This is a genomic window from Alcanivorax sp. MD8A (assembly GCF_002888555.1).
In the GTDB taxonomy this organism is placed as follows: Bacteria; Pseudomonadota; Gammaproteobacteria; order Pseudomonadales; family Alcanivoracaceae; genus Alcanivorax.
Map to the genome: position 1 here is coordinate 44,135 of NZ_AQOQ01000010.1, position 20,154 is coordinate 64,288.

General features: G+C 58.3%; 19 protein-coding genes and 1 tRNA gene. 6 read left to right on the forward strand and 14 right to left on the reverse strand.

Annotated elements, in window-relative coordinates:
* Positions 1 to 47: 47 nt before the first annotated feature.
* From A15D_RS07130 to dnaG, 3 genes are all read right to left on the reverse strand, one after another.
* Positions 48 to 124, reverse strand: a tRNA-Ile gene (locus A15D_RS07130).
* A 68-nt stretch (positions 125 to 192) separates the two neighbouring features.
* Positions 193 to 2,088, reverse strand: coding sequence for an RNA polymerase sigma factor RpoD (gene rpoD, locus A15D_RS07135; protein ID WP_102791368.1), 1,896 nt, complete (start codon positions 2,086 to 2,088; stop codon positions 193 to 195).
* Between the two features lie 297 nt (positions 2,089 to 2,385).
* Positions 2,386 to 4,302: a DNA primase gene (gene dnaG / locus A15D_RS07140; RefSeq protein WP_102791369.1), complete on the reverse strand. Its 1,917-nt coding sequence runs from the start codon at positions 4,300 to 4,302 to the stop codon at positions 2,386 to 2,388.
* A 199-nt stretch (positions 4,303 to 4,501) separates the two neighbouring features.
* Here dnaG and A15D_RS17450 point away from each other — a divergent pair, with 199 nt between their 5' ends.
* Together A15D_RS17450 and A15D_RS07150 are read left to right on the forward strand one after the other, a co-directional pair.
* The gene (locus tag A15D_RS17450; RefSeq protein ID WP_255407668.1) at positions 4,502 to 4,624 is read left to right on the forward strand and encodes a hypothetical protein; all 123 of its coding nucleotides are present in this window, start codon (positions 4,502 to 4,504) and stop codon (positions 4,622 to 4,624) included.
* A 241-nt stretch (positions 4,625 to 4,865) separates the two neighbouring features.
* Positions 4,866 to 5,507, forward strand: a complete 642-nt coding sequence (locus tag A15D_RS07150) for a hypothetical protein (protein WP_102791371.1) — start codon at positions 4,866 to 4,868, stop codon at positions 5,505 to 5,507.
* Positions 5,508 to 5,752: 245 nt separating this feature from the next.
* Here the strand turns inward: A15D_RS07150 and A15D_RS07155 are convergent, their stop codons facing one another.
* Together A15D_RS07155 and rpsU are read right to left on the reverse strand one after the other, a co-directional pair.
* Complete coding sequence (locus tag A15D_RS07155; protein ID WP_102791372.1) at positions 5,753 to 6,202, reverse strand: GatB/YqeY domain-containing protein; 450 nt, start codon at positions 6,200 to 6,202, stop codon at positions 5,753 to 5,755.
* Positions 6,203 to 6,225: 23 nt separating this feature from the next.
* A complete protein-coding gene (gene rpsU / locus A15D_RS07160) occupies positions 6,226 to 6,441 on the reverse strand; it encodes a 30S ribosomal protein S21 (RefSeq protein ID WP_007148705.1) in 216 nt (71 codons plus the stop codon).
* A gap of 155 nt (positions 6,442 to 6,596) precedes the next feature.
* On the opposite strand from rpsU, the gene tsaD reads away from it, so the two are divergent.
* The gene (gene tsaD / locus A15D_RS07165; protein WP_022984584.1) at positions 6,597 to 7,622 is read left to right on the forward strand and encodes a tRNA (adenosine(37)-N6)-threonylcarbamoyltransferase complex transferase subunit TsaD; all 1,026 of its coding nucleotides are present in this window, start codon (positions 6,597 to 6,599) and stop codon (positions 7,620 to 7,622) included.
* A 58-nt stretch (positions 7,623 to 7,680) separates the two neighbouring features.
* Here the strand turns inward: tsaD and plsY are convergent, their stop codons facing one another.
* On the reverse strand, positions 7,681 to 8,271 hold the full coding sequence (gene plsY / locus A15D_RS07170; RefSeq protein ID WP_233192138.1) for a glycerol-3-phosphate 1-O-acyltransferase PlsY: 591 nt from the start codon (positions 8,269 to 8,271) through the stop codon (positions 7,681 to 7,683).
* 174 nt (positions 8,272 to 8,445) lie between these two features.
* On the opposite strand from plsY, the gene folB reads away from it, so the two are divergent.
* Positions 8,446 to 8,808, forward strand: coding sequence for a dihydroneopterin aldolase (folB, locus tag A15D_RS07175; protein WP_022984586.1), 363 nt, complete (start codon positions 8,446 to 8,448; stop codon positions 8,806 to 8,808).
* Complete coding sequence (gene folK / locus A15D_RS07180) at positions 8,801 to 9,307, forward strand: 2-amino-4-hydroxy-6-hydroxymethyldihydropteridine diphosphokinase (RefSeq protein WP_022984587.1); 507 nt, start codon at positions 8,801 to 8,803, stop codon at positions 9,305 to 9,307. The genes folB and folK overlap by 8 nt, the downstream gene beginning before the upstream one ends.
* A gap of 251 nt (positions 9,308 to 9,558) precedes the next feature.
* Here the strand turns inward: folK and A15D_RS07185 are convergent, their stop codons facing one another.
* The 4 genes from A15D_RS07185 to A15D_RS07200 form a co-directional block, all read right to left on the reverse strand.
* A complete protein-coding gene (locus A15D_RS07185; protein ID WP_102791373.1) occupies positions 9,559 to 10,488 on the reverse strand; it encodes a DUF4124 domain-containing protein in 930 nt (309 codons plus the stop codon).
* Positions 10,479 to 10,916 carry a DUF4124 domain-containing protein gene (locus tag A15D_RS07190; protein ID WP_035481879.1) on the reverse strand — a complete coding sequence of 146 codons (438 nt, stop codon included), beginning with the start codon at positions 10,914 to 10,916 and terminating at the stop codon, positions 10,479 to 10,481. Before A15D_RS07190 ends, A15D_RS07185 begins: the two co-directional genes overlap by 10 nt.
* A 70-nt stretch (positions 10,917 to 10,986) precedes the next feature.
* Entirely contained in the window at positions 10,987 to 11,724 is a 738-nt protein-coding gene (locus tag A15D_RS07195; RefSeq protein ID WP_199175813.1) for a pteridine reductase, read from the reverse strand.
* On the reverse strand, positions 11,703 to 12,938 hold the full coding sequence (locus A15D_RS07200) for a multifunctional CCA addition/repair protein (protein ID WP_102791374.1): 1,236 nt from the start codon (positions 12,936 to 12,938) through the stop codon (positions 11,703 to 11,705). The genes A15D_RS07195 and A15D_RS07200 overlap by 22 nt, the downstream gene beginning before the upstream one ends.
* 314 nt (positions 12,939 to 13,252) lie before the next feature.
* On the opposite strand from A15D_RS07200, the gene A15D_RS07205 reads away from it, so the two are divergent.
* Entirely contained in the window at positions 13,253 to 14,179 is a 927-nt protein-coding gene (locus tag A15D_RS07205; protein WP_102791375.1) for a DMT family transporter, read from the forward strand.
* Between the two features lie 33 nt (positions 14,180 to 14,212).
* Here A15D_RS07205 and A15D_RS07210 read toward each other — a convergent pair whose 3' ends face one another.
* The 4 genes from A15D_RS07210 to A15D_RS07225 form a co-directional block, all read right to left on the reverse strand.
* The gene (locus tag A15D_RS07210; RefSeq protein WP_102791376.1) at positions 14,213 to 15,730 is read right to left on the reverse strand and encodes a SpoVR family protein; all 1,518 of its coding nucleotides are present in this window, start codon (positions 15,728 to 15,730) and stop codon (positions 14,213 to 14,215) included.
* On the reverse strand, positions 15,727 to 17,010 hold the full coding sequence (locus A15D_RS07215; RefSeq protein ID WP_022984595.1) for a YeaH/YhbH family protein: 1,284 nt from the start codon (positions 17,008 to 17,010) through the stop codon (positions 15,727 to 15,729). The genes A15D_RS07210 and A15D_RS07215 overlap by 4 nt, the downstream gene beginning before the upstream one ends.
* Before the next feature lie 98 nt (positions 17,011 to 17,108).
* Positions 17,109 to 19,031 carry a PrkA family serine protein kinase gene (locus A15D_RS07220; RefSeq protein WP_022984596.1) on the reverse strand — a complete coding sequence of 641 codons (1,923 nt, stop codon included), beginning with the start codon at positions 19,029 to 19,031 and terminating at the stop codon, positions 17,109 to 17,111.
* Positions 19,032 to 19,306: 275 nt separating this feature from the next.
* Entirely contained in the window at positions 19,307 to 20,113 is an 807-nt protein-coding gene (locus A15D_RS07225; RefSeq protein ID WP_022984597.1) for a symmetrical bis(5'-nucleosyl)-tetraphosphatase, read from the reverse strand.
* Positions 20,114 to 20,154 lie beyond the last annotated feature (41 nt).

Here is a 20,154-nt window from a genome sequence, read left to right on the forward strand (position 1 = left end):
GCCAAACTATGGTTACAAGAACAATGATGAAATCGATGAGAAGAAATTGGTGGGCCCACCAGGACTTGAACCTGGGACCAATCGATTATGAGTCGACTGCTCTAACCAACTGAGCTATAGGCCCGGAGAAAACAGAGGGGCAATAAAATGCCGGCCGCCGATTATTCGGGGGCCGGCATTTTTTTGCAAGGCTTACAGGTCGCCGTCCAGGAAGCTGCGCAGGTGTTCGCTGCGGCTCGGGTGGCGAAGCTTGCGCAGGGCCTTGGCTTCGATCTGACGGATACGCTCACGGGTCACGTCGAACTGCTTGCCCACTTCCTCAAGGGTGTGGTCGGTGTTCATGTCGATACCGAAGCGCATGCGCAGGACCTTGGCTTCACGGGCGGTGAGGTTGGCCAGCACTTCGCGGGTGGCTTCTTCCAGGCCCAGCGAAGTGGCGGAGTCCACCGGGGATTCCATGTTGCCGTCTTCGATAAAGTCGCCGAGGCTGGAATCTTCATCGTCACCGATGGGGGTTTCCATGGAGATCGGCTCTTTGGCGATCTTCAGTACCTTGCGGACTTTGTCTTCCGGCATTTCCAGGCGCACGCCCAGTTCTTCCGGGGTCGGCTCGCGGCCCATTTCCTGCAGCATCTGACGCTGTACCCGGTTGATCTTGTTGATGGTCTCGATCATGTGTACCGGAATACGGATGGTGCGCGCCTGATCCGCGATGGAGCGGGTGATAGCCTGACGGATCCACCAGGTGGCGTAGGTAGAGAACTTGTAGCCACGACGGTATTCGAACTTGTCCACCGCTTTCATCAAGCCGATGTTGCCTTCCTGAATCAGGTCGAGGAACTGCAGGCCGCGGTTGGTGTATTTCTTGGCGATGGAAATTACCAGACGCAGGTTGGCTTCCACCATTTCTTTCTTGGCGCGGCGGGCTTTCGCTTCACCAATGGAGATGCGACGGTTGATTTCCTTGATGTCGCCAACCGGCAGACCGATTACTTCTTCAATGGTGATGATCTTGCGCTGGGCACGCTGAATGTCTTCTTTGACGACGCTCAGCTTGTCGGCAATGGCCTTGCCTTTTTTGGTCTTGAGCTGGGTGTCTACCCAGCCCATGTCGGTTTCATTGCCCGGGAACTGCTTGATGAAATCCTTGCGGTCCATGCCGCCGCGGCGGATGGCGCTGCTCATGATCTGACGCTCGAACTTGCGCACCAGATCCAGGTTGTTACGTGCGCCGACCAGCATTTCGTCATAGATGCGTGGCACCAGCTTGAACAGGGTGAAGTGTTCAGCCAGGGCTTCGAGAGCCTTGGCGGAGCTGGCGTGGTCGCGGCCGTTGCGCTTCAGGGAGCGCTCGGCTTTTTCGTGCAGCTTTTTCAGCAGCTCGAAACGCTCGGCAGCCAGTACCGGATCGAGGCCGCCTTCATCTTCATCGGAATCATCGTCGTCGTTGCTGTCGTTGTCGTCAGCATCGTCGTCGTCTTCTTCCTTGTTCTTTTCCTGTTCCTTCTTGGCTTTTTCCGCGAAGGTAGGTTCCTTGTTGGCGTTGGTGGCAGCTGCCCCATCGTCATTGGGATCCAGGTAACCGGCAATGATGTCGGTCAGTTTGCGTTCTTCGTTTTCCACGCGGGCGTATTCGTCGATCAGCATATCGACGGCACCGGGCCAGAAGGCCAGGGCATGCATTACTTCGCGGGTGCCTTCTTCGATGCGCTTGGCGATTTCAATTTCGCCTTCGCGGGTCAGCAGCTCCACGGTGCCCATTTCACGCATGTACATGCGCACGGGGTCGGTGGTGCGGCCGGGTTCGCTTTCTACGGAAGCGAGTACCGCGGCAGCTTCTTCAGCGGCAACCTCATCGGTGCTGTCGGCACTTTCATCGATCATCAACTGGTCGGCGTCGGAGGCCTTTTCGACCACGGTGATGCCCATGTCGTTGATCATCTGAATGATGTCTTCCACCTGGTCGGTGTCGGTAATGGACTCCGGCAGATGGTCATTCACTTCGGCGTAGGTCAGGTAACCCTGTTCCTTGCCGAGGGCAATCAACTGCTTCAGCTGGGATTGTTGCTGCTGCTTCTGACTTGTCATGCAATTAAGCCCGTCTCGTCGTGCTGAATGGCCCGCCGCTCCCTGCGGGGTGCCCCCAGCGTGATGGTGGCGTGGGAAAACGGCGTATTATACCGGGAGATGGGGGTTACGGCCAGTAATTGCAAGGGCTGGAGACAGTGAACCGTTAACAGTGAATAGTTAACAGTTGATTGAAAATCAAAGGCTTGTACTGCGGGAGGGGGCTCCGCGGTGCCGGGGAGAGGTTGGAAGGCGGTGATCCTGAGGGCCGGCCATGCTCCTTTCCTCCAAATTTGTGATTCACCCTTTTCAGGGCCGCTAGTGGAAGGGCTTGCGGGCGTGCTGGCGGGCTTCGGCCAGGGCTTCGTGCAGTTCCTGCCAGTGTGAGGCGTCGGGGATGCCGGCTTGTTCGACCTCTGCCAGCGCTGCTTCGAGTCGGGCCACTTCCAGCTGAGAGAGGGCGTCCTGCCACAATCGGGTCGCCATGGCTTCTTCCATGGGCGGTTTGAGGCTGGCCTTGAGCAGCCTTGCCATGGTTTCGCCCTGTTCCAGGGCCATGAGTGCGCCCAGCAAGGCCGCAGGGCGATGGTTCTGGCGGCACAGACCCGCGACCTGGATCAGCAAATCAATGTGCGGGATGGGGAGTTGCTCAACCCCGTCGGGCAGCGGCTGTGCTTCGATGAGTTGCGGGTAGTCCAGCAGTACCAGCACCAGGCGTTCCACCATGGTCAGCGGTCCCTTGCGGCGGCTGCTGGTGTGACGAGGTGAGTGCCCCAGATCCTCCATGGGAGGCAGGTCATCTGCAGGGTAGAACGCGTCTTGCTCTGGTGGCGGCATGGCATCGCCCCACTCGGCGGGAGGGGGTTCCTCGCCCCAGCTCTGCTGGGTGGCTTGCGGGCGTGGCGTGGGGGCTGCCGGGGTCGGTTCCGGCTTGGCCGGTTTGAGCTGACTGAGCGATTCCTTGTCCAGCCGGGTGAGGCGGGCCAGTTCTTCTGTCAGCAGGGCGCGATAAACCGGGCCGGCCGGCTTGTCGAGATAGGGCAGGGCGAGCCGCGCCAGTCGTGCCCGGCCATCCACGGTATTCAGGTCCAGCCCTTCGGAGAGGTGGCGGAACAGGTAGGTGGACAGTGTATCGGCCTGGTCGGTGAGTGCGCGCAAGGCTTCGGGGCCCTGGGTTCTGACCAGGGTGTCAGGATCTTCGCCGTCGGGCAGGAACAGGAAGCGGACCTGCTTGCCGTCGTCCAGGGCCGGGAGCAGGGATTCCAGCGCCCGCCAGGCGGCGCGTACCCCGGCCTTGTCGCCGTCGAAACAGAGGATGACCTCGTTGACCTGTCGGAACAGTTTGCGGGCATGATCTTCGGTGGTGGCGGTGCCCAGGGTGGCCACCACATTGGGCACGCCGTGCTGGGTCAGGGCGATCACATCCATGTAGCCTTCCACCACATAGAGGCGATCGCTGCGGTCGCGGCTCTGGCGCCATTCCCACAGGCCGTAAAGCTCCTGGCCCTTGTGAAAGACCGGGGTTTCCGGGCTATTCAAATATTTGGGCTTGCCATCGCCCAGCACCCGACCACCGAAGCCGATGGTGCGGCCACGGCTGTCACGGATAGGGAAAATGATGCGGTCGCGAAATTTGTCGTACACCCGGCCGGTGTCTTCACGGCGCACCAGTAGCCCGGCGGTCAGGGCCTGCTCCAGCGCGGACTCGGTGAGCGACAGGCCATTGATCAGGTTGTCGTAGCCGGGTGGGGCGAAGCCGATCGCGAATTTCTTTGCGATTTCGCCACTCAGGCCACGATTTTTCAGATAGCTGACGGCCTTTTGTTTTTCCGGGGCCTGGCGGAGCTGCTGGCTGTAAAAACGCTCGGCGCGGCTCAGCAGGTCGTAAAGGGACTGTAGGCGGTCCTTGCGTTGTTTGTCGGCCGCGGTTTCTGGCCGGCTTTCCGGCACTTCCATACCGGCCCGGCTGGCCAGCTGCTTGACGGCCTCCGGGAAGTTCATGTGCTCGTATTCCATCAGAAAGCCCACCGCATTGCCGGACGCTCCGCAGCCAAAACAGTAGTAGAACTGCTTGTCCGGGGCGACGGTGAACGAGGGGGTTTTTTCCTGATGGAACGGGCAGCAGGCGCTGTAATTGCGTCCGGTTTTTTTCAATGGCACACGGGCATCGATCAGTTCTACCAGATCGGTGCGAGCGAGAAGATCCTGAACGAAATTTTCCGGGATGCGGGCCATGGGAAGAGTTTGCGCCAAAAGACTGTGTATTCAACCAGAAAGTGTTACAGGGGGGTAGTCTGACAGGGAGGCGAGACCGTCTCCCTGCTTTCCCCAAAGGGGGTAGAGAAACCGGATTCAGACGTGAATAATACCGTAAAATCAGTGATTCAAGGCAGGACTCCATGGCAGAGGGAAGTTCTCAGGCTGTACAGGCTATTTGCAGCTGAATGGGGTGGTCTGGAAACTGCTGGACGACGGTACGCTGGTGCCGTTGGGCCCGGATGAAATCCTGGACCCCGATGTGCCGGTACTGAACCCTCCCAAGCGATGGTTCGCTTAACGATCTGGCTTCCTCTGGCAGCCAATCCTCACTTGCCAGTTTTTTCACCAATGTGCTGCGCGATGCCCCCGAGATAACACCGGATTCGGGGCATGATACCCGCGGCATTGCCAATGACGCCGGTAGCGACCGCACTGTCAAACAAGGGCCGCCAGCGGATCTGTTGCCCAACAACGCTTAGATCAGTATCGATATCCTTGATGGCGGAGATGGCTACATCAACCGCTTTGAGCACACAGAGGTGGATCTGGTTGGCACCACGTTCAACATCATGGACGAGATCGTTGTCGATGTCGTGGTGGTCGATTCTCAGGGGAATAGCCTGACGTTCCAGGCCACGGTGATGGATGACCGTTTTGAGATCCCGAGTGCGGATCTGTCTTCCCTGGCGGAAGGGCCCATTGTCGCCATTGCCACCTATGCCGACCCCTACGGCAACCGCGTCAGTGGTGCCGATAACAGCATTATCGATACCCTTGCCGAAGGCATTACAGTGCAAGCTGACACTGACGCCGATACCCCGGATGCGGTGATCAATGCCATTGAGGCGGTAGAGAGCACGCTTTCCGGCACCTTTATCAACGTGCAGGAAGGGGCGCAGGTTGCAGTCACGTTCAGTGGCGGAAGCCATCCGGATTTGACCTTCACTCTGACGGCCGAGACGGTGGATCAGGCCGGCAACCCGGCCGCGATTACCGATACCGTAGAGATGGACACTCTTGCGGCCATCACCGCGGAATTTGTGGATGCAGAATTGCCAGGCGGGGTTGCCAACTACCTTAATGCCAATGAAGGCCTGAACGCGGGCTTCACTGGAACGGTATCGGAGGTGGAGGAGGGTCAGGAGGTCACCGTAGTGGTGATCAGAGTCTGGACGGGGTGAACGACTGGGCCCTCGATGGGGTAGATCTGTCGACGCTGGCGGATGGGGAGTTGACCCTGACGCTTACCGGTACCGACATTGCCGGTAATGAAGCTACCCAGACCTTTACTTTCGATAAGAACACACAAGCCACGATCAACGCACGCTTTGAAGATGCGGGGGTGTTCGAAGGCAACACCTGCGTCCTTAATGACGCGGAAGATCAGGTATCTATGTGGAATGTGGTTGGCTGCAGGGGCGGCGATTTAGCTGTTCAGCTTGGTGCGTACTTTGCCACTAGCGGCGCCCATGTCGGCACGGCCTTGCAGTTGCGGCTTGAGAATGCCCATGACTTTGCCCATGTCCTGCATGCCGGTGGCACCGGTGCTGGCAATGGTTTCATCGATCAGGGTTTCGATTTCCGCATCGGTCAGCGGTTCGGGGAGGAATTCCTGGAGCACGGCGATTTCCGCTTCTTCCACTTCGGCCAGGTCGGCACGGTTGGCGTCACGGTATTGGGTGGCAGAGTCCTTGCGCTGTTTGATCAGCTTATCGAGCAGGGCCAGCACACGCTCGTCATCGGGCTCGATGCGCTCGTCCACTTCGATCTGCTTGATGGCTGCCAGCGCCATACGAAAAACGCCAAGACGTGCCTTATCTTTGGCACGCATGGCGTCTTTCATGGCTGCAGTGAGCTGCTCTTTGAGCGCACTCATCAGACGTCTCTACTCAGCGGTGCTTAGTAAAGGCGCTTGCGTGCGAGCTGCTCACGCTGCAGTTTTTTCAGGTGACGCTTGACGGCTGCGGCACGCTTACGCTTACGCTCTTGAGTGGGCTTCTCGTACTGCTCGCGACGACGCACTTCAGACAGGATGCCCGCTTTTTCACAGCCACGCTTGAAACGGCGCAGGGCCACGTCAAACGGTTCGCCTTCTTTCACCTTCACCTGAGGCATGAAGAATCACCTTCCTAGAAATTAGAGTTTATGGATTTGCTGCGGGCTCAGGTGGTCCCATATGCAGCGAGGGCGCGATTTTACCTGAGTGGGCGGGAAATGCAAATCTGGTGTGGTGGCGCTATCATGGCGGCGGATTTCAACGGACAGGCATCATGCGCGTATTGGGTATCGAATCAAGCTGTGACGAGACCGGGGTGGCGGTTTACGACACCCGTGAGGGGTTGCTGGGCCAGGCGCTGTTCAGCCAGGTGGACATGCATGCGCGCTACGGCGGCGTGGTGCCCGAACTGGCCAGTCGTGACCACGTGCAGCGGGTGCTGCCGCTGGTCAAGCAGGTGCTGGCCGAGGCCGATACCCGTGCCGATCAGCTTGATGGCGTGGCCTATACCGCTGGCCCCGGCTTGGCCGGGGCGCTGTTGGTGGGCGCCGGTGTGGCCCGTTCCCTGGCGTTTGGCTGGGGGATTCCCGCGGTGGAAGTGCACCATATGGAAGGCCATCTCCTGGCGCCCCTGCTGGAAGCGCGGGCGCCACAGTTCCCGTTTGTCGCCTTGCTGGTCAGCGGTGGTCACACCCTGTTGCTGGATGCCAAAGGACTGGGCGATTACGCGATTCTTGGGGAATCGGTGGATGATGCCGCCGGGGAGGCGTTCGACAAGGCGGCGAAAATGATGGGGCTGGGCTATCCCGGTGGGCCGCGCATTGCCGCGTTGGCGGAAAAGGGCACTCCGGGGCGCTTCCGTTTCCCTCGCCCGATGACCGATCGCCCGGGGCTGGACATGAGTTTCTCCGGGCTGAAGACCTTTACCCTTAATACCATTCACGACCTGGGCGGGAAGGATGCCCTGAGCGAGCAGGATCGTGCGGACGTTGCGCTGGCGTTTGAAGAGGCCTCTGTCGATACCCTGATCATCAAGTGCCGCCGGGCCATGGAGCAAACCGGCTACACCCAGTTGGTTATGGCGGGCGGTGTCAGTGCCAACCGTTCCCTGCGGGCAAAGCTGGGTGAGCAGATGAAAAAGCGGGGGGTAGAGCTGTTCTACCCGGCCCCGCAATACTGCACGGATAACGGCGCCATGATCGCCTTTGCCGGGGCGCTTCGATTGCAGGCAGGAGAGTCTGCGGAGCTTCCCATCAAGGTGCGCGCCCGGTGGCCGCTGACGGAGCTGGCGGCGCTCTGACCGACCACCCTTGGCCCTGCCGCCGGAGCGCCGCCAGCGACGCTCCTGCTATTGAGGGCTAATCCTTCTTCTTGAATCCCAACTCTTCCCCGCGCAGGATTTTTTCCAGGTTACTGCGGTGGCGAACGATCATCACAACGGACATCAGCAGAATCGGCCAGAACGCCGGGTATAGCCAGGCGAAGATGCAGGCAGGGGCGACCACGAAAGCGCTGAGAGAGGCGATGGAGGAAATCCGGTTCAGGGCGAACACAGCGAGCCAGGTGGCGCCGGCCACCAGACCGCTGGGCCAGTGCAGGGCAAACAGCAGGCCGAAGGCAGTGGCGACGCCCTTGCCGCCTTCAAAACGGAAGAAGATCGGGTAGAGATGGCCGATAAAGGCGCTGGTGCCGGCCAGTGCGGCGACCAGAGGACCAAGTTCCAGCCAGCGGGCGATCAGTACGGGAATGACCCCTTTGAATACATCGCCCAGCAGTGTCAGGGCCGCGGCCGGCTTGCCACCGATACGCAGCACATTGGTGGCGCCGGGGTTGTTGGAGCCCTCAGTCCGTGGGTCCGGATAGCCGAACAGGCGGCAGACCAGAATGGCGCTGGAAATGGAGCCCATCAGGTAGCCAGCCACACATAATGCCAGCAGCCAAAACCACACGTCCTGTAATGTCCCTGCTTCCACCGGCTATAATCTCCATTCGTATCGCGGCATGCGGCCATATTGTACACATGGCAACCCGGTCGCCTGCGTTGCAAGCGTAACATCTGATTACCAGCAATGGGATGATGCCAATTCGGACGTCATGCTGTTGTCAGCGCCGAGAGGGCGAGTATGGACATCGTTTATATCAATGATTTGAAAGTGGATACGGTTATCGGCATTTTCGATTGGGAGCGCCGCATCCGTCAGACAGTTAGCCTGGATCTGGAAATGGCAGCGGACATCCGCAAAGGTGCCGCCAGCGATCACATTGACGATGCCCTGGATTACAAGGCAATCGGCAAGCGGGTGATTGCCTTTATCGAGGGCAGTGAATTCCAGTTGGTGGAAACACTGGCGGAAAAGGTGGCGCAACTGGTGCTGAGTGAATTTCAGGTGCCTTGGCTGAAATTGCGGCTTAGCAAGCCCGGCGCTTTGCGGGGATCGCGGGATGTCGGTGTCATCATTGAGCGGGGTGAACGTCCCCATGGGTAATTCCGCTGACACCCGGGTGTACCTGAGCCTGGGGTCCAATATTGATCGTGAGCATCATATCCGCTCCGGTCTGGATACGCTGGAAGCCGCCTTTGGTGAGCTGACCATCAGCCCTGTCTATGAAAGTGAAGCGGTCGGGTTTGATGGTGATGCGTTCTACAACCTGGTGGTGGGAATGACCACGGCCTTGCCGGTGGGGGCGTTGGAAACGCGGTTGAAGGCTATCGAAAAGGACCATGGCCGGGTGCGCGGCGAGAAAAAATTTTCCAGCCGGACTCTGGACATCGATATCCTCACTTACGGTGATGTGATCGGTTCGGTAGATGGCGTACAGCTGCCCCGCGATGAAATTCTCAAGCATGCCTTCGTATTGAAGCCGTTGGTCGATCTGGTGCCTGACGGACGGCACCCGGAAACCGGGCAGGCCTACCGGGATATTCTTGAGGGGAGCCACTTTGCTGCTCAGAAGCTGTGGGTGGTGCCATTCGAGCGATATTAGCTACGGGCTACGCTCGATTGGATAGAAAAATCCAGCCAGTTCCCGGGTTTTCAGAAAAACGGAAAAGCCTTCAGCCTCGCCAAGCTTGGCGATCTCAGATCGAGTACGGGCCATGCCTGGATGGCGAACCGAACCCATGCGAGGTATAGGCTCCAGGGCCTATACAGGACGCGGCTTGCATGGCACCTGGCAGAATCCGCGGCCTCTGCAACCCCAGCCTGAATATCAGACCTGATAGATGCCGCGTTCGATCAAAATACCTCGGGTTTCATGCCTTGCTGGGCCCAACGATAAAAATCATATTCCAGTCGTGACAAGCCCCCGGGATACAGGTGGGCAATACGCTGCAGGTCGGGGCGCTGATCACTCTTCTCCAGATCCTGAAGCAGGCGCCGCAGGGTGCTGCGGCCTACCGGTTTCGACATCAGGAAAGCGGTGGTTCCCCACGCGACAGTGTAGGGAATGGCATTGAGCTGGTGAGCTAGACGTCGCCATTGCTGGTCATCCATGGATAGATACTGGCGCATGGTGATCAGGTTGCCGTCGTCCAGCCATTGTCGAATCCGTGCCTGGGCAGAGGGCAGGGCGGTGACGACGGCTTGCCCGTTGTCTTGCACTTTCAGCATCTGAAAATACTGTGCCAGACCTTCATGCATCCACACCGGGGATGCCGGAGATAATTGATACAGCAGCACGTGGCTGGATTCATGGAGGATGGTCTGGGCAACCTTGTCGTCATCGGCATCCCAGCGCCACACCGCAACTTCATTGGTGCGGGGCAGAAAGACGCCAGCATAGTGCGGGTTACTCTGGCCGATGCGGGCCTCCATCCATTTCCGGAAGTCTGCCTGCGCAGTGAATAAATACAGGTTTACCTCGGCAGTCCCGTTCAGATCCAGACCGAAGTCTTGACGGTAGCGTTGATAAATCGTCTCAATGGCACGCAAAGTCTGGTCGTGAAGGCCCTCCGGGAGGGTGAAATCCTGGTGGTGAACGTGAATTTGCAGTGGTGTCCTGGCGCGGGTGACGCGCGGGGTGATCACGTCGACCGGTTGTTGCTCGGGTGGCCTGTCTCCGAAGTGAAGTTTCCCGTCTGCGTCGCGCCACTGATAAATTTCTGCCTGTGCGGGCAGGATCGGCAATAACGATGCCAGAGCGAGCAGGACCGGTATTATCCGCAATGTTCTTTAATCCACTTTTTCGTGTTGTCGATGTCTTCGCTGACTTCCTGTGCCGATGCGCTTCTTTCCGTGCCGTCATCATTTACATATACAAAGCGGCTATTCAAACGTTTGAGGCGATCATTGGCTTCCTTGCACGCTCCCGCCATGGCTGCCCGCTCCTTGTCTTCCGCTTCCTTTTGGGCGTTGCGTTCGGTTTGTTCTACGTCGCGAAGGCGAAGGGTGCGTTGATGAATTTCATTAACGCTGTCGCCCTGGCCCAGTAGCGCAGGAGGAGTAATCTGAACCTCTTCATGATTTTCTCCGGCCTGCGGAGCCCGGTCGCCAAACTGCCAGTTGCCATTCTCGTCTTTCCAGCGGTAAATCTCTGCACTGACCATCGGTGGCCAAAGCAGTACGATTCCCATTAGCAGGATAATTCGTGTCATGGTTGCCCCAATAAAATAAAACGTTTTTATGGCCTTGAAGTACGCAATGCGCTATCTGCAGGCGCTTTTGTTATCCACCCTGGAATGCCAGTGATCGCCCGCCGTCCACGGCCAGGATTTGGCCAGTGACAAACCCGGCATCACGGGCAAGCCATGCCACGGCGCCTGCGATATCAGCCGGTTCTCCGCAGCGTTTAAGGGCGGTAGAGGCGGTGATCGCCTCTTGATTCATTTGTCCGGCTTCCGGCCACAGAATCGGACCCGGTGACACCCCGTTAACCCGAATATCCGGGCCCAGTTCTCTTGCCAGAGAGCGAGTCATCATTGCCAGTCCCGCCTTGGCCATGCAATACAGGGTATGCTTTTCGAGCGGTTTTTCTGCATACACGTCGACAATATTAATGATGGCACCCCGGTGTTTACGCAGTGAGGGCGACAAGGCCTGGCACAGCAAGTAGGGGGCACGCAGGTTGCTGTGCATCAACGCATCCCAGTCTGCATCGGTGGCCTCCTCAAGGGGGGTGGGATAAAAGCTGGAGGCATTGTTGACCAGCAAGTTCACTTGCCCAAACGCAGCCAGGGCATCACCACCTAACCGACGAACCTCGTCAGGTTTATCCAGGTCCGCCTGCAGAACTCGGGCGCTGTCAGGGCGAATACTATTAAGCTGGTTGGCCAGCGTGTTGGCTTGGGTATCACTGTTACGGTAATGAATGATCACCCGCATTCCTTGCTGGTGAAGGGTTCGGGTGATTTCAGCGCCGATACGTCGTGCGCTGCCGGTAATCAGGGCGACGGGGTCCATGATTGCTTGTACTCCATGATGGCGTGGATGCGCGCCTGGGTGATGGCCTCCCCCAGGGCCGGGCCTTGCAGTCCCTGCTGGCGCAGTGAGTCAATGTGGATATCGCGGGCGGCGTTTGCTGCGCCACGCAGATAATCCGCTTGTGGGTAATCTCTGTCTTCAAACCCCGTTCGGCCCCGGGCGTCTGCCTCACAAGCTCCCAGAAAGTCGTCCAGCCGTTCTGGACGTCGCAAGACATCCAGTGCCTTGAACAGTTTCCATACGGTGGTGGGTTTGAGTTCCAGTGCCCGGTGACAATGGGTGTGGAACTCCGCCACCAGCGCGGCCAATTGAGCGGTTTCCCGCGGCACTTTCAAGCGCTTGGAGACCTTGTTACTCAACCGGGCACTGCGAATTTCATGGGCAATGTGCCGTGGCCATTCTTCCTCGGGGGTTTTCCCCTTGCCGAGATCATGACACAGCAGTGCGTAGCGGGCGTGAAGGCTGAGCCCCAGCCGGGCGCCCTGTTGAAGGCACAAATACTGGTGTACCAGTGTGTCGATTTCAGGATGATGTTGTTCCGGTTGCGGTACGCCATCCAGTGCTGCCAGTTCCGGGAACAGTACGGCAAGCGCGCCGCAGGCATGGAGTACCTGAAAGAACACCTGCGGATCGCGTTCCATCAGCGCGCGGCTGGTTTCTTTCCAGACCCGTTCTGCCACCAGATAATCCAGCTCGCCGGAGGCGACCAGCTGTTTCATCAGCGTCAGGGTGTCCTCCGCCACACGGAAACCCAGCCAGTGGTAACGTGCAGCAAAGCGGGCCACGCGCAGTACCCGTAACGGGTCTTCTGCGAAGGCCGGGGAGACATGGCGCAGCAGGCGGGCTTTCAGGTCTGCCTTGCCATTGAACGGGTCGATGACCTCACCTCCCGAGGCGCGTGCCATGGCATTGATGGTGAGATCCCGTCGTACCAGATCCTCTTCCAGGGTTACATCGCTGGCGGCATAAAAGGTAAAGCCGCCATAGCCATGGCCGGACTTCCGCTCGGTGCGGGCGAGGGCGTATTCCTCTTTGGTTTTCGGATGCAGAAAGACAGGGAAATCCTGACCCACGGGCTGATAGCCCTGTGCCTGCATCTCGTCGGGGGTAGCGCCGACCACCACCCAGTCCTTTTCGGTGACGGGCAGGCCGAGCAATTGATCCCGGACCGCACCGCCAACCAGATACATTTTCATCTTGTGCGCCTTTGCATTCTTGAGCAGAATGTTCGCATGCTTTCTATCGTACTGAAACTCAACATGCTGGTCGTCGACCGCTGTGCACGCAAATGGCGTGCGCAGGGACGGCGGCTGTCTGACTGATTCGTTTCAGTTCTTCAAGAAGGCCGCAGCGTCCCCGACCTGCGGCCTTCTTTCGTTTTGGGGGTTTGCAGGTCGGTTTTAGTCGCGGGTAACGAGTTTCGAGTTGCGAAAACCTTTAAACCCTCGAGGTTTCAGATTTTCGTCACTCGCTCCTCGAAACTCGCGTCTCTCAAACCCAGGAGAACGAAATGCCAACCCTGGCAGCGTATTTGATCGTGGTAGCGGTGTGGGCAACCACGCCGCTGGGGATTAAATGGAGTGGTGACGCCATGGCGCCACTGGCGGCGGCCGGTGTGCGTATGGGGATTGCTGCGCTGCTGGGGCTGGTGTGGTTGTGGTGGAAGCGTCAGCCGTTGCCTCTGACTCCCCGTGCCAGGGCAAGCTATCTCGCTGCGTTACCGGGAATCTTCGGGGCCATGGGTTGCAGTTATATGGGGGCAACCTATCTGCCCTCGGGGCTGGTCTCGGTGATATTTGGTCTGGCGCCGTTGTTGTCAGGGCTGATGATGCAGTGCCTGCCGGGCAGCGTGCGGTTGAATGCCTGGCACTGGGGGGCCTGCGTGCTCGGGCTGCTGGGGTTGATGCTGGTGTTTGATGAAAGCCTGGCACAGCTGTTGGCAGGGGGAGACATGGGAGACCGCGGCATTGGGCTGTTGTGGATGCTGACGGCGGTGACCCTGTTTGCCGGTAGCGGTATCGCCGTGCAGCGGGTTGGGGCCGGACTGCAGCCCATGCAGCAAACGGTGGGCGGGTTACTGATATCGTTGCCATGCTATGCCCTTGCCATGGCGGTTACCGGTCAGGCGCCCGTGTGGAGTGGGGATGTCCGCGGACTCTCTGCCATTCTTTACCTTGCAGTGTTTGGGTCATTGCTGGGTTTTTACTGCTACTTCCAGATCCTGTCGCGGCTACCGGCGGCGACGGTGGCGTTGGTGACCCTGATTACCCCAGTGTTGGCGCTGTTGCTGGGCAACCTGTTCAACGGTGAAAGTCTGGGCGTGATGGTGCTGGCGGGCGCGCTGCTGATTGTGCTGGCTCTGTCGCTGTTTCTGCTGGGCGACCACAAGGTTCGTCGGGCAGTGAAACGCCTTGAAGCCAGCAGAGTGGCGGCATAGCAGTGGCGGGGCCCCTGGTTGGGGGCCTCCGCCTCACATCACGGTAATGGGTTCGGTGACGGGGGGCATGGAGTAGCTTTCCGTCACGGTGCCGTTTTCCACACTTTCCAGGTGCACATCGAATTTCCACAGGCGATGCAGGTGGCGTAACACTTCCGTGGCGCTGTGTTCATCCAGGGGGCGGCCATCACTGCGCTGATGACGGAGGGTCAGTGCCCGGTCACCATGAAGGTTGGCGCTGACAATCTGGATGTTGGGTTCCTGAATGCTCAGATTGTATTGCTCTGCCAGTGCATCGCGGACTTTCTTGTAGCCGGTTTCGTTATGAATGGCAGAGACTTCCACGTAGTCATTGCGGTCATCGTCCATGATCTGGAAGAACTTGAAGTGGCGAATCAGGCGCGGTGACAGGAACTGCTGGATAAAGCTTTCATCCTTGAAGCTTTCCATGGCGAATTTGACGGTTTGCAGCCAGTCGCTGCCGGCCATCTCCGGGAACCATTCCCGATCCTCATCGTCCGGATTTTCGCAGATGCGGCGAATATCCTGGAACATGTTGAAGCCCAACGCATAAGGGTTCATGCCGCTGTAAAAGGGGGCAGAGAAAGGCGGCTGGTAGACCACCTGGCTATGGTTCTGGAGGAATTCCAGCATGAAGCCGTCGGTCACCTTACCCGCGTCGTACAGGTCATTGAGGAGCGTGTAGTGCCACAGGCAGGCCCAGCCCTCGTTCATTACCTTGGTCTGACGTTGCGGGTAAAAGTACTGCGCCATCTTGCGCACAATACGAATGATTTCTCTTTGCCAGGGTTGTAGAAGCGGGGCGTTCTTTTCCAGAAAATAAAGCAGGTTTTCCTGGGGCTCAGCCGGGAACCGGGTCGCGGCTTCACGGGTGCGGGCTGCCGGTTGCAGCTGGGGGAAGGTGCGCCACAGTTCTGATACCTGTTTTTGCAGAATATCCTCACGCTCGCGCTGGCGCTTGCGTTCTTCAACGGCGGAAATCGGCGAGGGACGCTTGTAGCGGTCGACGCCATAGTTCATCAGGGCATGGCAGGAGTCGAGGGTTTCTTCCACCGCAGTGACCCCGTGACGTTGCTCGCAATCGGCGATGTAGTTACGCGCGAACACCAGGTAGTCGATGATGGATGACGCATCCGTCCAGGTTTTGAACAGATAGTTGCCCTTGAAGAACGAATTGTGTCCGTAGCAGGCGTGGGCAATGACCAGAGCCTGCATGGTGATACTGTTTTCTTCCATCAGGTAGGCGATACAGGGATCGGAATTGATGACGATCTCGTATGCCAGGCCCATCTGACCGCGACGATAGCGGCCCTCGACTTCAACGAACTGTTTCCCGAAAGACCAGTGGTTGTAGCCGACCGGCATGCCCACTGATGAGTAGGCATCCATCATTTGTTCAGAAGAAATGACTTCGATCTGATTCGGGTAGGTATCCAGCCCGTACTTGTTGTGGGCAATGTCGGCGATGGCTTTGTCGTAGTCTGCCAGCAGTTCGAAATTCCAGTCAGACCCTTCAGACAGATACGTCATGCTTCTTCCATCCTTTTCTTGAAGAGTTGCCGAAACACCGGGTAAATCTCACCGGGCTCATCTATCTGTGCGATGGAAAAGGCGCCGGGATGTCGAGCCATAATGGTTTCGTAATGATCCCATAGCGCCTGATGGGCCCGCGGCATGACTTCCACATAGGAGAAATACTGCATTTTGGGGAGCAGTTCTTCTTCAATCATTTTGGCGCAGGCGGGAGAGTCGTCATTCCAGTTGTCACCGTCGGAGGCCTGGGCGGCATAGATGTTCCACTGATCGACCGGGTAGCGCTCGTTGATGATGTCCCGCGTCAGTTTCAGGGCGCTGGAGACGATGGTGCCGCCGGTTTCCCGGGAATAGAAAAACTCCTCTTCGGTAACTTCCTTGGCACTGGTGTGATGGCGGATGAACACCACCTCGATCTGGTCGTAGTTGCGTTCGAGAAACAGGTACAACAGCAGGAAGAAACGCTTGGCCAGGTCCTTCATGTCCTGATTCATGGAGCCGGAGACATCCATGATGCAGAACATCACCGCACGGCTGACCGGTACCGGCTCCTTGATATGGTGGTTGAAACGCAGGTCGACGGTGTCCAGGTAGGGGATGCGTTCTACGCGTCGCTCCAGCCGGGCAATCAGCTCGTCCAGTTCCTGAAGTCGTGCCTGGCGCTGCGGAGACTGATCCTGCTGTAGCAGTGTTTCGCGCTCTTCCTTCATGTCACGGATGCGGCGTCGAGTGGCGGCGGTCAATGCCCGGCGGCGCATGGAGGCCTGGCGCATGGACCGGACGATGTTGATCTTGGCGGGCATGCCCTGGCTGACAATGCCGCCGTGGCGGGTCTTGAAGACCTGGGCGCCTTCAAGGTGGCGTTTCACCAGGTTGGGCAGTTCCAGATCTTCAAACAGGAAATTGAGAAATTCCTGCTTGTCGATTTCAAAGGCAAATTCATCCTGACCTTCACCCTGATCACTGGCGTCACCTTCACCGCTTCCCTGGCCGCCTCCGCCTTCCGGGCGTTTGAAGCGATCGCCCTGATTGAACTCCTTGTTGCCCGGGTGAACGATGCTGCGCTGTCCGCCGGGGCCATGGTGAAAGATGGGCTCCGAGAGGTCCTTTTGCGGAATGCTGATGCGCTCACCTTGCTCCATGTCCTGAATGGAACGGCGGTTGACCGCATCGTTGACGGCCTCACGAATGTGCGAGCGATAGCGGCGCAAAAACCGTTGCCGGTTCACTGTACTTTTTCGCTTGTCATTGAGGCGGCGGTCAATGATGTAGCTCATTCGTTTCTCCCGACTTCGCCGACGGCGACGAAGGTGCCCCGCTTGAGGCGCACGTCGTCGCCGTCGGTTCGCGCCTCAAGCGGCGCGCTGCAGCGGCGTTACTGCGCCTTTCTCACACGCAGATACCATTCGGATAGCAGGCGTACCTGCTTCTCGGTATAGCCGCGGGAGACCATTCGTTGCACAAAGTTGTTGTGCTTGCGCTGGTCGTCCTCACTGCCCTTGGCGTTGAATGAGATGACGGGCAACAGGTCTTCCGTGTTGGAGAACATCTTTTTCTCAATCACGTCTCTCAGTTTCTGGTAGCTCAACCAGCTTGGGTTCTTGCCGTGGTTGTTAGCGCGGGCTCGCAGTACAAAATTCACCACTTCGTTGCGGAAGTCCTTGGGGTTGGAAATGCCGGCGGGTTTTTCGATTTTTTCCAGGTCTTCGTTGAGCGCCTGACGATCGAAAATTTCGCCAGTATCCGGGTCACGGAATTCCTGATCCTGAATCCAGAAATCCGCATAGGTGACGTAACGGTCGAAGATGTTTTGCCCGTACTCGGAGTAAGACTCCAGGTAGGCGGTCTGAATTTCCTTGCCGATGAATTCCACATAGCGCGGCACCAGGTATTCCTTGATAAAGCGCCGATACTGCTCGGATTGTTCCTGAGGGTATTGCTCCTGTTCGATGCGTTGCTCCAGTACATGGATCAGATGTACCGGGTTGGCCGCCACTTCGGCGTGATCATAGTTGAACACCTTGGAAAGAATCTTGAAGGCAAAGCGGGTGGAAAGTCCGTTCATGCCCTCGTCTACGCCGGCCATGTCGCGATATTCCTGCATGGATTTGGCATGCGGGTCCACATCTTTCAGGTTCTCGCCGTCGTACACCCGCATCTTCGAATAGATACTGGAATTTTCCGGTTCTTTCAGGCGGGTGAGGATGGAGAACTGCGCCAGCATGTGCAGGGTGTCAGGGGCGCACTGGGCATCGCGCAGGCTGGAGTTTCTCAGCAGCTTGTCGTAGATCTGCACTTCTTCGGTGACGCGCAGGCAGTAGGGCACCTTGACGATATAGACGCGGTCGATAAAGGCTTCATTGTTCTTGTTGTTACGGAAGGTGTGCCATTCCGCCTCGTTGGAGTGCGCAAGAACAATGCCGTCATAGGGGATGGCGCCGAGGTGCTCGGTACCATTGTAGTTGCCTTCCTGGGTGGCAGTGAGCAAGGGGTGCAATACCTTGATTGGCGCCTTGAACATTTCCACAAATTCCAGGATGCCCTGGTTGGCCCGGCACAGGCCACCGGAGTAGGCATAGGCATCCGGGTCGTCCTGAGCGAAGTCTTCCAGTTTGCGGATGTCCACTTTGCCGACCAGTGCCGAGATGTCCTGGTTGTTCTCATCGCCGGGTTCGGTCTTGGCTACGGCCACCTGATCCAGAATGGAGGGGTAGCGTTTCACTACCCGAAACTGGCTGAGGTCGCCGCCAAATTCATTCAGGCGTTTTACTGCCCAGGGTGACATGATGGTGCGAATGTAACGGCGCGGGATGCCGTATTCTTCTTCCAGAATCGGCCCGTCCTCTTCCGGGTCGAACAGCGACAGGGGGGAGTCGTTTACCGGCGATCCCTTGATGGCGTAGAAGGGCACGCGCTGCATCAATGCCTTGAGCTTTTCGGCCAGTGAAGACTTGCCCCCGCCGACCGGGCCGAGCAGGTAAAGAATCTGTTTCTTCTCTTCCAGCCCCTGGGCTGCGTGGCGGAAATAGCTGACGATGTTTTCAATGACTTCTTCGAGGCCGTAGAACTCATCGAAGGCAGGGTAGCGGCGGATCACCTTGTTGGAAAAGATGCGTGACAGTCGGGGGTCCTGGGAGGTGTCGACCATTTCCGGTTCGCCAATGGCCATCAGCATACGCTCCGGGGCGGTGGCGTAGGCGCTGGGTTCGCGTTTGCACAGGTCCAGGTACTCCTCCAGCGACATTTCTTCTTGCTGGGTCGCTTCGAAACGGTCCTGGTAGTGGCGGATAATGCTCATGCCGGCTTCCTCCTGCGGAACCTAAATTGTCACAACGAAACTACATTCAGGGTGATTCCTTGTTGGTGAAAATAACGTGTAAATGAATGGGAAAACGATGTCGCTGAGCATCGCTGCCAGCGTCATCAGACAGCTTTAGGATGTAACCAAACCGCGCAGCAAGTCAAAGGGAAGCGAAAACATTTTCGTCAAAAAAAGGATGAAGTGTAGGGATGTCGGGCTGGGCGTCACGTGGCCTGCAGGCTGCGCGGGTTTTTGAAAAGATTTTTTGAAAATCAGCAGTGGCACTGGATTCGTGTGAGATCGTCCAGTCGTAATGCCGTCAGGCTGCCGCCCCAGACACAGCCGGTATCCAGCGCGTCTACCTTGGCGACCCCAGTATGGCCCTCGAGGGCGGCCCAGTGGCCAAACAGCAGGCGGGTGCCGGTGGCTTTGCGCTGTGGGTGCAGGAACCAGGGCAAAAAGCCGCTGGGGGGAGCGTCCGCTTCGCCCTTGGTGGTCAGATCCAGTTCTCCGGCGGTGTTCACGAAACGCATTCGGGTGAAGTGGTTGGTGATCACCCGCCAGCGGTCGGGGCCGGCAAGGCTGTCGTCCCAGCCTGCGGGCTGGTTTCCGTACATATGGGCGAAGAACTCACCGCAGCGATCGTCTTTCAGTACCGCCTCCACTTCTGCGGCGCGGCTGCGGGCTTCAGCCAGGGTCCACAGCGGTGGAATGCCGGCATGGGTGAGGGTGGCGTTGTGCTCGGGGAGATCGATCAGCAGCGGGTGCTGTTGCAGCCAGCCCAGTAATTCGACACGATCCGGGGCATTGAGGATCTCTGCAAGGGTGTCCTTGCGCTTGCTCTCGGTTGCGCCGTGGGCTACCGCCAGCAGATGCAGGTCGTGGTTGCCCAGCACGCTGTGCACATTGTCACGCAGCTGATATACCCGCCGCAGGGTGCCTAGCGAATCCGGGCCGCGGTTGATCAGATCCCCGGCCAGAAACAGCCGGTCACGATCCGGGTTGAAAGCGATTTTTTTCAGAAGACAATCAAAGGCTTCCAGACACCCCTGCAGATCCCCAATAGCGTAATCGCTCACCCGACCTCCCCGACTGCAGGCCTGTTGCGTGTTGCGTGTTG